The sequence below is a fragment of the Streptomyces sp. NPDC001532 genome (assembly GCF_040298625.1).
In the GTDB taxonomy this organism is placed as follows: domain Bacteria; phylum Actinomycetota; class Actinomycetes; order Streptomycetales; family Streptomycetaceae; genus Streptomyces.
The window spans coordinates 1-12,181 of record NZ_JBEPAL010000020.1 but is presented as its reverse complement, the minus strand read 5'-3'; the positions used below and the strand labels follow the sequence as shown (position 1 = coordinate 12,181).

General features: G+C 71.6%; 13 protein-coding genes. 6 read left to right on the top strand and 7 right to left on the bottom strand.

Annotated features, from left to right (window positions below; genetic code table 11):
• Positions 1 to 56: 56 nt before the first annotated feature.
• The gene (locus tag ABT232_RS19530; RefSeq protein ID WP_351841475.1) at positions 57 to 1,727 is read right to left on the bottom strand and encodes a fumarate hydratase; all 1,671 of its coding nucleotides are present in this window, start codon (positions 1,725 to 1,727) and stop codon (positions 57 to 59) included.
• Positions 1,728 to 1,883: 156 nt separating this feature from the next.
• On the opposite strand from ABT232_RS19530, the gene ABT232_RS19525 reads away from it, so the two are divergent.
• The gene (locus ABT232_RS19525) at positions 1,884 to 2,585 is read left to right on the top strand and encodes a DUF1707 SHOCT-like domain-containing protein (RefSeq protein WP_351841473.1); all 702 of its coding nucleotides are present in this window, start codon (positions 1,884 to 1,886) and stop codon (positions 2,583 to 2,585) included.
• Between the two features lie 174 nt (positions 2,586 to 2,759).
• Positions 2,760 to 3,137 (top strand): WhiB family transcriptional regulator, encoded by a 378-nt coding sequence (locus tag ABT232_RS19520; RefSeq protein WP_351841471.1) that lies wholly within the window; start codon positions 2,760 to 2,762, stop codon positions 3,135 to 3,137.
• Positions 3,138 to 3,204: 67 nt separating this feature from the next.
• Here the strand turns inward: ABT232_RS19520 and glpX are convergent, their stop codons facing one another.
• On the bottom strand, positions 3,205 to 4,236 hold the full coding sequence (gene glpX, locus ABT232_RS19515) for a class II fructose-bisphosphatase (protein WP_351841469.1): 1,032 nt from the start codon (positions 4,234 to 4,236) through the stop codon (positions 3,205 to 3,207).
• Positions 4,237 to 4,363: 127 nt separating this feature from the next.
• Between glpX and ABT232_RS19510 the strand changes: the two genes are divergently transcribed.
• Positions 4,364 to 4,897 (top strand): DUF4245 domain-containing protein, encoded by a 534-nt coding sequence (locus ABT232_RS19510; protein WP_351841467.1) that lies wholly within the window; start codon positions 4,364 to 4,366, stop codon positions 4,895 to 4,897.
• A gap of 108 nt (positions 4,898 to 5,005) precedes the next feature.
• Here ABT232_RS19510 and ABT232_RS19505 read toward each other — a convergent pair whose 3' ends face one another.
• The 3 genes from ABT232_RS19505 to xseA form a co-directional block, all read right to left on the bottom strand.
• Complete coding sequence (locus tag ABT232_RS19505; RefSeq protein ID WP_351841465.1) at positions 5,006 to 5,596, bottom strand: malonic semialdehyde reductase; 591 nt, start codon at positions 5,594 to 5,596, stop codon at positions 5,006 to 5,008.
• A gap of 111 nt (positions 5,597 to 5,707) precedes the next feature.
• Positions 5,708 to 5,950 (bottom strand): exodeoxyribonuclease VII small subunit, encoded by a 243-nt coding sequence (locus tag ABT232_RS19500; RefSeq protein ID WP_351841463.1) that lies wholly within the window; start codon positions 5,948 to 5,950, stop codon positions 5,708 to 5,710.
• Complete coding sequence (xseA, locus tag ABT232_RS19495; protein WP_351841461.1) at positions 5,947 to 7,164, bottom strand: exodeoxyribonuclease VII large subunit; 1,218 nt, start codon at positions 7,162 to 7,164, stop codon at positions 5,947 to 5,949. The genes ABT232_RS19500 and xseA overlap by 4 nt, the downstream gene beginning before the upstream one ends.
• A 178-nt stretch (positions 7,165 to 7,342) precedes the next feature.
• On the opposite strand from xseA, the gene ABT232_RS19490 reads away from it, so the two are divergent.
• Positions 7,343 to 8,347: a chromosomal replication initiator protein DnaA gene (locus ABT232_RS19490; RefSeq protein WP_351841459.1), complete on the top strand. Its 1,005-nt coding sequence runs from the start codon at positions 7,343 to 7,345 to the stop codon at positions 8,345 to 8,347.
• Positions 8,348 to 8,365: 18 nt separating this feature from the next.
• On the opposite strand, the gene ABT232_RS19485 is transcribed toward ABT232_RS19490, so the two are convergent.
• Positions 8,366 to 9,739, bottom strand: coding sequence for an APC family permease (locus tag ABT232_RS19485; RefSeq protein WP_351841457.1), 1,374 nt, complete (start codon positions 9,737 to 9,739; stop codon positions 8,366 to 8,368).
• A gap of 115 nt (positions 9,740 to 9,854) precedes the next feature.
• Between ABT232_RS19485 and ABT232_RS19480 the strand changes: the two genes are divergently transcribed.
• The gene (locus tag ABT232_RS19480) at positions 9,855 to 10,880 is read left to right on the top strand and encodes a 4-hydroxy-3-methylbut-2-enyl diphosphate reductase (RefSeq protein ID WP_351841455.1); all 1,026 of its coding nucleotides are present in this window, start codon (positions 9,855 to 9,857) and stop codon (positions 10,878 to 10,880) included.
• Between the two features lie 29 nt (positions 10,881 to 10,909).
• The gene (gene ppgK / locus ABT232_RS19475; protein WP_351841453.1) at positions 10,910 to 11,674 is read left to right on the top strand and encodes a polyphosphate--glucose phosphotransferase; all 765 of its coding nucleotides are present in this window, start codon (positions 10,910 to 10,912) and stop codon (positions 11,672 to 11,674) included.
• Positions 11,675 to 11,686: 12 nt separating this feature from the next.
• Here the strand turns inward: ppgK and ABT232_RS19470 are convergent.
• Positions 11,687 to 12,181: DUF6542 domain-containing protein (locus ABT232_RS19470; protein ID WP_351841451.1), on the bottom strand; the 495-nt coding region annotated here is incomplete at its 5' end.

Sequence of the window (12,181 nt, the reverse complement as noted above, 5' to 3'; positions counted from 1 at the left end):
AACGGGAAGAGCCCCCGACCGGCGGCCAGGGGCTCTCTGCACGCATCAGGGGTGCGTCACGCCAGGCCAGGCCCCCGGACGGGGATGCTGGTGAAGGTCGGCTGAGCGGGTTCCTGCGAAGTGAAGAAGTCGTTGCCCTTGTCGTCGACGACGATGAACGCGGGGAAGTCCTCGACCTCGATCTTCCAGACCGCCTCCATGCCGAGCTCCTCGTACTCGACGACCTCGACCTTCTTGATGCAGTCCTGGGCGAGCCGCGCGGCGGGTCCGCCGATGGAGCCGAGGTAGAAGCCGCCGTGGGTGCCGCAGGCGTCGGTGACCTGCTTGCTGCGGTTGCCCTTGGCCAGCATCACCTTGGAGCCGCCCGCCGCCTGGAACTGCTCGACGTAGGAGTCCATACGGCCGGCCGTGGTCGGGCCGAAGGAGCCGGACGCGTACCCCTCGGGGGTCTTCGCCGGGCCGGCGTAGTACACCGGGTGGTCCTTCAGGTACTGCGGCATCTCCTCGCCGGCGTCCAGCCGCTCCTTGATCTTGGCGTGCGCGATGTCACGGGCGACGACCAGCGGGCCGGAGAGCGAGAGCCGGGTCTTGACCGGGTACTTCGTCAGCTCGGCCAGGATGTCGTCCATCGGCTGGTTCAGGTCGATCTTGACGACGTCGCCGTCCTGCTCCAGGTGCTCGTCGGTGGTGTCGGGCAGGAACCGCGCCGGGTCCGTCTCCAGCTGCTCCAGGAAGACGCCCTCGGCGGTGATCTTCGCGACGGCCTGGCGGTCGGCGGAGCAGGAGACGGCGATGGCCACCGGGCAGGAGGCCCCGTGCCGCGGCAGCCGCACCACCCGCACGTCGTGGCAGAAGTACTTGCCGCCGAACTGCGCGCCGATGCCGATCTTCTGGGTCAGCTCGAAGACCTTCTCCTCCAGCTCCTTGTCCCGGAACCCGTGCCCGAGCGGCGAGCCCTCGGCGGGGATCTCGTCCAGGTAGTGCGCGGAGGCGTACTTCGCGGTCTTCAGCGCGTACTCGGCGGACGTACCGCCGACGACGATCGCCAGGTGGTACGGCGGGCAGGCGGCCGTGCCGAGCGAGCGGATCTTCTCCTCCAGGAACTTCATCATGGAGGCCTCGTTCAGGACGGCCTTCGTCTCCTGGTACAGGAACGACTTGTTGGCCGAGCCGCCGCCCTTGGCCATGAAGAGGAACTTGTAGGCGCCGCCGTCCGTGGCGTACAGCTCGATCTGCGCCGGGAGGTTGGAGCCGGTGTTCTTCTCCTCCCACATGGTGAGCGGAGCCATCTGCGAGTACCGCAGGTTGAGGTTCAGGTAGGCGTCGTAGATGCCCCGGGACAGGGCCTCCTCGTCACCGCCCTCGGTCAGCACGTTCTGCCCGCGCTTGCCCATGACGATCGCGGTGCCGGTGTCCTGGCACATCGGCAGCACGCCCGCCGCCGCGATGTTGGCGTTCTTCAGCAGGTCCAGCGCCACGAACTTGTCGTTGTTCGACGCCTCGGGGTCGTCGATGATGCGCCGCAGCTGCGCCAGGTGGGCGGGCCGCAGATAGTGCTGGATGTCGTGGATCGCCTCCTCGGCCAGCTTGCGCAACGCCTCCGGCTCGACCTTGAGGAACGTCCGCCCGTCGGCCTCGAAGGTGGAGACACCCTCGGAGGTCACCAGCCGGTACGGGGTGGTGTCCTCTCCCATGGGGAGCAGATCGGTGTACGCGAACTCAGGCATCTCGCCCATTCCTCACTCACGACAGACAGCGGCTGGCCTCCGTTGGCAGCGTCCACCAGCGTAGGACCTGTACGGAACGGAGAGCCTGTGAGGTAAGGCTCAGTTGGATTTCCTTCGGGGCTATCGCGATCTATCGTGTTTCGGTACGCTGCCGTCGTGGACCTTGAGAAGCCGAGCGCGCCCGCCGCCTCCGAACTCCGCGCCTCCGAACTCCGCGCCTCCGACGCCGACCGCGACCGCGTCGCGGACATCCTGCGCGAGGCCCTCGCCGAGGGCCGCCTCACCGCCGACGAGCACGCCGAGCGGGTCGAGGACGTGTACCGGGCGAAGACGGTCGGCGAGCTGGACCCCCTCGTCCGCGATCTGCCCGGCGCGCACCAGCACCGCGCGACCCCGTCCGCCGCGCACGCCCCGAGCCGCCCCACCGCCGGCGCGATCCCGGTCGACCCCGACGACAACGTGGTCGCGGTGTTCAGCAGCGCCATGCGCAAGGGCCGCTGGCGTGCGGGACGCCGCATCCACGCGTACGCGATCTTCGGCAGTGTGGAGATCGACCTCAGCGAGGCCCTGTTCGAGTACCAGCAGGTCGTGGTGAAGGCCTTCGCGGTCTTCGGCAACGTCGAGGTCCGCGTCCCGGAGAACGTCTCGCTGCGCGGCACCGGCGGCGGAGTCCTCGGCAACTTCGAGGTGGACCCGCTCGATTCGGGCGATCCGAACGCGCCGGTCGTCTTCATCGACGGCTGGGCGGTCCTCGGCAATGTGGAGGCGCGCGCCAAGCGCGGCAAGATCGTCGCGGACATCCTCGACCGCGTCCACCGCAAGGTCGACCGGAGTTTGCGCAAGCACCTGGGGCATTGACGGTTGTGAATCCGACCGCGACCGGAGTGATCCGGTCCGCCCGCGCGGCCCGGCCGGCGCCGCTCGCGGCGGGCCCCGGTCCAGCGGTCGGGGACTCCCTGCATAGGCGCGCGTACAGCGGGTAGACCTTGCTGCATCGTCTCTCGCTCGCGAAGCCGTCGTCAGGAGTAGACCGTGCTGCAACCGCCGCATTCGTCCCTGCAGGTAGCTGCCGTTCCGGCCCAGCGGGTGCCAGCGCGGGAAAGGGACCAGGACTCCCCCTGGCACACCGAGGCGGTGTGCCGGCGCGACGAGGCCGGCCTGTTCTTCGCCCCCTCCAAGGAGCCCACCGCGGCGCGGCTCTCCCGCGAGGAGGCCGCCAAGCGGGTCTGTGCGCGCTGCCCGGTGATGGTCGAGTGCCGTGAGCACGCGCTGCTCCAGCCCGAGCCGTACGGCGTCTGGGGCGGCCTCACCGCGGCCGAGCGCCGCGTGGTCCTGGCCCGTCGCCGCCGGCGGGACTTGGAACTGAAGAAGGCGGCCAGGGCCACGGGCCGCATAGCGGCGGCGGGCTGACCGCGGACAGGCAGAAGGGGCGCCCCCTCCGCACAGGAAGGCGCCCCTCCGTCATGCCGGGCGGGACCTACTTGGCCCGGTCGAAGTCGATCGCGCTGTAGGCCCGCAGCTTGCTCAGCCGGTGCTCCGAGTCGATCCGGCGGACCGTGCCCGACTTCGACCGCATGACGATCGAGTCCGTCGTCGCCGTCTCCGACCGGTACCGCACACCCCGCAGCAGTTCCCCGTCGGTGATGCCGGTCGCCACGAAGAACACGTTCTCCCCGGTGACCAGGTCCTCCGTGGTCAGCACCCGGTCGAGGTCGTGCCCGGCGTCGATCGCCCGCTGCTTCTCCTCGTCGTCCTTCGGCCACAGCTTGCCCTGGATGGTGCCGCCCAGGCACTTCACCGCGCAGGCCGAGATGATGCCCTCCGGCGTGCCGCCGATGCCGAGCAGCAGGTCGACGCCGGTGCCCTCGCGCAGCGCGAGGATGGATCCCGCGACGTCGCCGTCGGAGATCAGCTTGATGCGCGCGCCGGTCTCGCGGATCTCCTGGATGATCCCTTCGTGCCGCGGCCGGTCGAGGATGACCACGGTGACGTCTTCCGGCGTGGCCCGCTTGGCCTTGGCGACCCGGCGGATGTTCACCGAGACCGGGGCGTCGATGTCGACGAAGTCGGCGGCCTCGGGGCCGGTGACCAGCTTGTCCATGTAGAACACGGCGGACGGGTCGAACATGGACCCGCGCTCCGCCGCGGCGAGCACGGCGATGGCGTTCGGCATGCCCTTGGCGGTGAGGGTGGTGCCGTCGATCGGGTCGACGGCGATGTCGCACTCGGGCCCGGTGCCGTCGCCGACCCGCTCTCCGTTGAAGAGCATCGGGGCCTCGTCCTTCTCGCCCTCCCCGATGACGACGACGCCGTTCATGGAGACGGTGGAGACGAGGGTGCGCATGGCGCGCACCGCGGCACCGTCGGCGCCGTTCTTGTCACCGCGCCCCACCCAGCGGCCGGCGGCCATCGCGGCGGCCTCGGTCACGCGGACCAGTTCCAGGGCGAGGTTGCGGTCGGGGGCCTCGGAGGGGACATCGAGTTCGGACGGCAGATGATGCTCGGTCATCGGAGCGCACCTTTCTGATACGACGACGGCCGGATGAGGGTGTTGGCCATGACTCTATCGGCAGAGTGACAAATTGAGCAGGGCACCCCACGGATGAGCGGACCAGGGCACCTGCGACGATAGGGGCGTGGCAGGTACGAACGGCAAGCAGAAGACGGCCCGGAGCATGGTGCTCTCCCTGGGCGTGACGTTGCTCGCGGGCGGGGTCATGTACCTCTTCGTCCCGCACGACGACAGCGAGCCGGCGGTCAAGCCGGTCGACTACCGGGTCGAGCTGATCACGGCCCGTCGCGCGGCGTCCTACCCGGTGGCCGCGCCGGAAGGGCTGTCGAAGGACTGGAAGGCGACGTCCGTGCGCTTCCAGGGTGTCGAGAACGACACCTGGCACCTGGGCTTCCTCGCACCGGACGGCGAGTACGTGGTGGTCAAGCAGTCCATGGCGCAGCGGTCGAAGTTCATCGACGAGACCACCCACGGCTCGCACGCGACCAAGACCGCCGAGGAGATCGGCGGCCGCACCTGGACGCGCTACACGGGCGGCCGGTACGACGCGCTGGTGCTGAACCAGGACGCCGACGCCAAGGGCTCCACCACCGTGGTGGCCGGTACGGCCTCGTTCGAGCAGCTGGCGCGGATGGCGGCGGCGCTGAAGCCGGCCTGAGCGTCCCGCGGACCGCCCGGCGGACATGAGGATCACGAGGAAGGGCCCCGGCGGATGCCGGGGCCCTTCCTCGTGATCGTGCGGGTGGCCGCGTGGCCGCCGCGTCCGTCAGACGGTCGTGACGACCTGCTCGTACGACAGCCGCGGCGAGCGCGGGAACCAGGCGTCGGCGCCCGGCTTGCCGATGTTGACCACCATCAGCGGGGTGTGGTCGTCGTCCAGGAACTCCTTGCGGACGCCCTCGAAGTCCAGACCGGTCATCGGGCCCGCGGCCAGACCGGCGGCGCGCACACCGACGATGAAGTACGCGGCCTGGAGCGCGGCGTTCAGCAGCGCCGAGTTCTCGCGCACCGGGCGCTCGCCGAAGAAGAGGTCCTTGGCCTGCGGGAAGTGCGGCAGGAGGGCCGGCAGCTCCTCGTGGAACTCGTTGTCCGCGGAGAGGATCGCGACCAGCGGGGCGGCGGCCGTCTTGGGCTGGTTGCCCTCGGCCATGTGCTTCACCAGGCGCTCGCGGGCCTCGGGGGAGCGGACCAGGGTGATGCGCAGCGGGGTCTGGTTGAACGCGGTCGGGCCGTACTTGACCAGGTCGTAGATCGCCTGGACCTGCTCGTCGGTGACGGGCTCGTCGGTGAAGGTGTTCGCGGTGCGGGCCTCGCGGAAGAGCAGGTCCTGGGCGGCGGGGTCAAGAACGAGTGACATGGCTGAACCTTTTCGGACGTCGTGCTGAACGATCTCGACAGTACGCCAGTGAAGTTCAACGTTCAACCAAAAGTGGGGCGTGGTGATCCGCTTCACAGGTTCACCGCCGGCTCAGCGCTCGCCGGCCTCCGCCTCGGCCTCCTCGGCCGCCGCCTCCTCCGCCAGCGCCGCGTCCAGCCGCTCCCGCGCGCCCTCCAGCCAGCGCCGGCACACCTTCGCCAGCTCCTCGCCGCGCTCCCAGAGCGCCAGGGACTCCTCCAGCGTCGTACCACCGGCCTCCAGCCGTCGTACGACCTCGATCAGCTCGTCGCGGGCCTGCTCGTACCCGAGCGCCTCGTCCACCTTGCTGGTCATTCACTCACCCTTTCGACTCGTACGGAGAACTCGCCCTCGGCCACCCGCGCGCGCAGTTCCTCCGCCGCCGTGACCTCGCCCGGATTGCGGACCACATGGCCGTCGGCCTTCTGGAGCACGGCGTATCCGCGCTGGAGGGTGGCGGCGGGCGAGAGGGCCACCACGCGCGCGTGGGTGTGGGTCAGCTCCGACTCGGCGCGGTCCAGGAGGTGGCCGAGGCAGCGCCGGCTCCGCTCGGTCAGCGAGTCCACCTGGTCGGCGCGCTCACCGATCATCCGGTGCGGGTTCTCCATCGCCGGCCTGGCCAGCGCGTGCGCCAGCCCGCGCTCCTCCCGGTCGACGAACGCCTCCATGCAGCGCCGGGCGCGGCCCCGCAGCTGGCGGACCCGCTCGAACTCCTCACCGACGTCCGGCACCACCTTCTTGGCGGCGTCCGTAGGGGTGGAGGCGCGCAGGTCGGCGACATGGTCAAGCAGCGGGTTGTCCGGCTCGTGGCCGATGGCCGACACCACCGGTGTACGGCAGGCGGCGACCGCCCGCACCAGCTGCTCGTCGGAGAACGGCAGCAGATCCTCGACGCTGCCGCCGCCGCGCGCGACGACGATCACGTCGACCTCGGGGATGTCGTCCAGCTCCTTCACCGCCTGGACGACCTGCGGGACGGCGTGCACCCCCTGCACGGCGACATTGCGCACCTCGAAGCGGACGGCCGGCCAGCGGTGCCGGGCGTTCTCCAGCACATCGCGCTCGGCGGCGGAGGCCCGGCCGCAGATCAGGCCGATCAGCTGCGGCAGGAACGGCAGCGGCTTCTTGCGCTCCGGCGCGAACAGCCCCTCGGCCGCCAGCGACTTCTTCAGCTGCTCCAGCCGCGCCAGCAGCTCGCCGACGCCCACCGGCTTTATCTCGGCCGCGCGCAGCGACAGCTGGCCCCGCGGCGCGTACCACTCGGGCTTGGCGAGGACGACCACGCGGGCGCCCTCGCTCACCACGTCGGCCACCGCGTCGAACACCTGCCGGTAGCAGGTCACGCTCACCGAGATGTCGTACGACGGGTCCCGCAGGGTCAGGAAGACCACACCGGCCCCCGGACGCCGCGACAACTGGGTGATCTGCCCCTCGACCCACACCGCGCCGAGCCGGTCGATCCAGCCCCCGATGAGCCGCGACACCTCACCGACGGGGAGCGGGGATTCCGGGGACGTGTTCACAGCCATGCCGGTGAGCGTAGTCGGCGCGACTGACATCGACGCGTCGTGCGCGCGTGGCGCCCTGCGGTGGCGGGGTTGTCGATCTAACGTCCATATCATGGCAAAAGATGCAAAACGGAATAATCGGCGTGGAGCCGGGCGACTCCGTGCCACCTGGCCCGCCCTGGCAGGCACCGCCTGCATCATGACGTTCGCCGGCGCGGCCCTGGCCATCGTCCCCACGTCGACCACGGCCGTCCCCGCGCGTGCCACGGTCGCCGCCGGCAGCGCCCTGGGTGCCGGCGCCGAGGGCACCCGCACGGGAATCGCCCCCGCGGCCGCCGAGCGGCCGGGCGTCGCCCCGGCGGCGTACGGCTTCCCGGGCCCGGAGCCGACGGGGTACGGACCCGAGGACCCGGAGCCGACGGGGTACGGCGACGAGGACCCGGAGCCGACCGGTTACGGCGACGAGGACCCCGAGCCGACGGGTTACGGAGACGAAGACCCGGAGCCGACCGGTTACGGCGACGAGGACCCGGAGCCGACCGGCTACGGCGACGAGGACCCCGAGCCGACGGGCTACGGCGACGAAGAGCCCGAGCCCACGGGCTACGGCGACGAAGACCAGGAGCCGAGCGGGTACGGCGACCCGGACCCGGAGCCGACGGACCACGGCTCTCCCGACCCCGAGCCGTCCGGATACGGCCCCTCGGACGACGGCCACGAGTCCCCGGGGTACGGGGACGGCTACGGCCCTTCGGAACCCGAGCCCTCCCACCCGGAGCCCTCCCACTCGGAGCCGACCTCGCCGCATCCGAGCGAGCCCGAGCCGAGCCATTCGGAGCCGACCCACCCCGGCCCCACCAAGCCCGAGCCCACGAAGCCCGAGCCGACCGAGCCCGAGCCCACCGGCTCCCACCCGCACCCGAGCCACTCGCACCCCCAGCCCTCGCCGTCCCACTCCTCGCCGTCCCACCCCTCGCCCTCGTACTCCCACCCGCACCCCGGTGACTCCCACCCCCACCCCGGCTACTCCCACCACGAGCCGCCGCACAGCTCCCCGCCCGGTCACCACCGCCCCGAGCTGGCCGACACCGGGGAAGACCTGCCCGTGGGCCCGCTCGCGGCGATCGCCGCGGGTCTCACCGGCATCGGTGCCGCCGCGACCGTGTGGGCGGCCCGCCGGCGCCGTGACCGGACCCAGGCCTGAGCGCCGTCCCCGTCCGGTTCAGTCCGTTCCGGCGGAGCCCCGGCTCCGCTGGACGGTCAGCACCACCAGGCCGACGGCCAGCCACACCGCGCCCACGACCTGCGCGGCCCCGGACGCCTCCACGATCACGGCGACGGTGATCGCCGCGCCCAGCACCGGCACCAGAACGTGCCGCCACCAGCTCACCGGCCCGCCCCGCCGCCGGACCGCGAACCAGCCGACGACGCTCGCGTGCAGCAGCGTGAACGCGGTCAGCGCGCCGATGTCCACGACCGACACCAGATGGTCCATGCCGTCGTCCCGCCGGGCCGCCCACACCGCCGCGACCAGCGTGACGAGCGCCGCGCACAGCAGCGCCACCCGCGGTACACCGGCGTCCGTCCGCGCCAGCGCCTTCGGCAGGCGCCGGTCGCGGCCCATCGCGAACAGCAGCCGCCCCGCCGCCGCCTGCCCCGCCAGCGCGGCGAACGCGGCCCCGATCGCCTTGCTGACGGCCACCAGATCGTGCAGCCAGGTCCCGACCGAGGCGTCCACGGCGTCGTAGAAGGCGGAGCCCTGGCGGACCGGGTCGGCGGCCAGTTCCGCCGAGGACAGCGGCTCCAGCAGGGACACCAGATACGTCTGCGCGACGAACAGCACACCCGCGAGGGCGAGGCAGAACAGCACCGCGCGGGCCACCTTCGCCGAGCCGCCCGTGACCTCCTCCGCGAAGGAGGCGATCGCGTCGAAGCCCAGGTAGGACAGCACCGCGACGGACACCGCGCCGATCACCGCCGACAGCGCGAAGGCGCCCTGGGTGCCGTCCCCGGACAGCGGCGACAGCCAGTCCCGCCGGCCGCCGTCCCGCGCGAGGACGACGCTCGCGGCGACCGTGAACACCAGCAGGACCACGATCTCCATCGCCAGCACGAGGAAGCCCACGCGTGCGGCGACCCGTACGCCCCACAGGTTCAGCAGGGTGGTGACGACCACCGCGAGCGCCGTCCACACCCAGCGCGACACCTCCGGGACCAGCGCCTCCATGGCGATCCCGGAGAACAGGTAGGCGACCGCCGGGATGAGCAGGTAGTCCAGCATCGCCATCCAGCCGGCGACGAAACCCGTCCCCCTGCCGAGCGCCGCGCTCGCGTAGGCGAACACGGACCCCGCGCGCGGGACGACCCGCACCATCTGGGCGTAGCTGAACGCGGTGAACGCCATCGCCACCGTCGCGACCACGTACACCAGCGCCACCGCGCCGTGCGAGCGGGCGTCCAGGGTGCCGTAGACCCCCACCGGGGCCATGGGGGCGATGAACAGCAGCCCGTAGACGACGAGGTCGCGGAAGCCGAGGCTGCGCCGCAGCTCGCGGTGGTCGCCGGCCCGGGGGACCGCCGTGCCGGTGTCGGACATCAGTTCCTCCGTGCGTCGCGCCCCCGGCTCCCGTCCCGCCCCGCCCAGCTCAGGGCCAGTGTCGCCGGGGACGCGACAGGGAGGCGATCTTCGACGCGCCGGACGCGGCCTTACGATGGGTGCCATGACTGCTTCGCCTGGCCGCCGTGTCCTGCTCGCCGCCCCCCGGGGCTACTGCGCGGGTGTGGACCGCGCCGTGATCGCCGTCGAGAAAGCCCTGGAGCAGTACGGCGCTCCGGTGTACGTCCGCCACGAGATCGTCCACAACAAGTACGTCGTGCAGACCCTGGAGAAGAAGGGCGCGATCTTCGTCGAGCGGACGGAGGAGGTGCCGCCGGGCAACATCGTGATGTTCTCCGCGCACGGCGTCGCCCCGGTCGTCCACGAGGAGGCCGCCCGCGGCCGGCTCGCCACCATCGACGCGACCTGCCCGCTGGTCACCAAGGTCCACAAGGAAGCCGTCCGCTTCGCGAACGAGGACTACGACATCCTCCTGATCGGCCACGAGGGCCACGAGGAGGTCATCGGCACCTCCGGCGAGGCCCCGGACCACATCCAGCTCGTCGACGGCCCCGCCGACGTGGCGAAGGTCGAGGTGCGCGACCCGTCGAAGATCGTGTGGCTGTCCCAGACCACCCTCTCCGTCGACGAGACGATGGAGACCGTCGACGCGCTCAAGGAGCGGTTCCCGCAGCTGATCTCCCCGCCCAGCGACGACATCTGCTACGCCACGCAGAACCGTCAGCTCGCGGTGAAGCAGATGGGCGCGGAGGCCGAGCTGGTGATCGTCGTCGGCTCCCGGAACTCCTCCAACTCCAAGCGGCTCGTCGAGGTCGCCAAGCTGGCCGGCTCCCGCGAGGCGTACCTGGTGGACTTCGCCAGCGAGATCGACGAGGCCTGGCTGGAGGGCGTCACCACGGTCGGTGTCACCTCGGGCGCCTCGGTGCCGGAGGTGCTGGTCGAGGAGGTCCTGGAGTGGCTGGCCGCGCGCGGCTACGGCGACGTCGAGATCGTCAAGGCCGCCGAGGAGTCCATCACCTTCTCGCTACCCAAGGAGCTGCGCCGCGACCTGCGCGAGGAGGCGGCGGCGCTGGTCGCGGCCCGCGGCGGGTCCGGTGCGACGAGCGACGACGCGGAGTGACGGTCAGTCCTCCGTCGTAACGTAGAGCCATGCAGATCTTCGGCGTGGACATCGGTGGATCCGGAATCAAGGGCGCTCCCGTGGACCTGGACAGGGGCGAGCTCGCGGAGGAGCGCTTCAAGGTGCTCACCCCGCACCCGGCGACCCCGGAGGGAGTGGCCGACGGCGTCAAGCAGGTCGTCGACCACTTCGGCTGGACGGGACCGGTCGGGCTGACCTTCCCGGGCGTGGTGACGGGCGGGTCGACGGTGCGTACGGCGGCCAACGTCGACAAGAGCTGGATCGACACCGACGCGCGTGTGCTGTTCTCCAGCCGTCTCGGCGGCCTGCCGGTGACCGTCGTGAACGACGCGGACGCGGCGGGCGTCGCCGAGGTCGCCTTCGGCGCCGGGAAGGGCCGCAAGGGCACGGTCGTCCTGCTGACCTTCGGCACCGGCATCGGCAGCGCGGTCTTCGTCGACGGGACGCTGCTGCCCAACACCGAGCTCGGTCATCTGGAGCTGCACGGGCACGACGCGGAGAAGCGGGCCTCCAGCAAGGCCAAGGAGGACCACGACCTGTCCTGGCAGGACTGGTCCCAGCGGGTGCAGAAGTACCTCGCGCACGTCGAGATGCTGTTCTCCCCGGAGCTGTTCATCATCGGCGGCGGCGTCAGCCGCAAGGCCCACAAGTTCCTGCACTACATCGAGGGCATCAAGGCCGAGATCGTGCCGGCCCAGCTCCAGAACAACGCGGGCATCGTCGGCGCGGCCATGCACGCGGCGACGGACGGCGGGAACGGCAGCGCGGGCTGAGCGGCCGGATCGTCAGCTGTCGGCGGGCGCGCGGCGGCGGGCCGCCGCCGCCCGCTGGGCCATCATGCGCAGCCTGCGCACGATCACGATCGTGCCGGTCAGCAGGGTTCCGCCGTACAGCCATCCGGCCTGCGTCGCCAGGGCCGTGAACAGGGCCATCAGCCGGGAGCCGAGTCCGTCGGCCTCGACCACCGGCAGCAGGCCCAGCGCGAAGGCGATCGGGACCACGATCGGCGCGCACGCCAGGTCGCCCCGGCGCACCCAGGCGGCGGTGACCACGCACACCGGCAGGAACAGCACTCCGTACACCAGCTGCGAGCCGCCGAGGAGCAGCCGGTCCAGGAACCCCAGGACCAGCATCAGGGTCCCGCAGAACAGCCCGCAGCCCAGACCGGTGAGCCGTGGACCGGGCAGCCGTCCGCCCGGCCGCGCCGGTGGGGGAGCGGGCCGCCGCGCGGGCGCCGCCCCGCGCTGCGGTCCTGGGCGGGCGGGCCGGGCCTGGCCGGG

Excerpts from the sequence above, each read along its gene's own strand:
- ABT232_RS19480 (WP_351841455.1), top strand. The coding sequence starts at position 9,855 with ATGGGTGCCATGACTGCTTCGCCTGGCCGCCGTGTCCTGCTCGCCGCC.
- xseA (WP_351841461.1), bottom strand. The coding sequence starts at position 7,164 with ATGGCTGTGAACACGTCCCCGGAATCCCCGCTCCCCGTCGGTGAGGTG.
- glpX (WP_351841469.1), bottom strand. The coding sequence starts at position 4,236 with ATGACCGAGCATCATCTGCCGTCCGAACTCGATGTCCCCTCCGAGGCC.
- ABT232_RS19500 (WP_351841463.1), bottom strand. The coding sequence starts at position 5,950 with ATGACCAGCAAGGTGGACGAGGCGCTCGGGTACGAGCAGGCCCGCGAC.
- ABT232_RS19530 (WP_351841475.1), bottom strand. The coding sequence starts at position 1,727 with ATGCCTGAGTTCGCGTACACCGATCTGCTCCCCATGGGAGAGGACACC.
- ABT232_RS19490 (WP_351841459.1), top strand. The coding sequence starts at position 7,343 with ATGACGTTCGCCGGCGCGGCCCTGGCCATCGTCCCCACGTCGACCACG.
- ABT232_RS19505 (WP_351841465.1), bottom strand. The coding sequence starts at position 5,596 with ATGTCACTCGTTCTTGACCCCGCCGCCCAGGACCTGCTCTTCCGCGAG.
- ppgK (WP_351841453.1), top strand. The coding sequence starts at position 10,910 with ATGCAGATCTTCGGCGTGGACATCGGTGGATCCGGAATCAAGGGCGCT.
- ABT232_RS19485 (WP_351841457.1), bottom strand. The coding sequence starts at position 9,739 with ATGTCCGACACCGGCACGGCGGTCCCCCGGGCCGGCGACCACCGCGAG.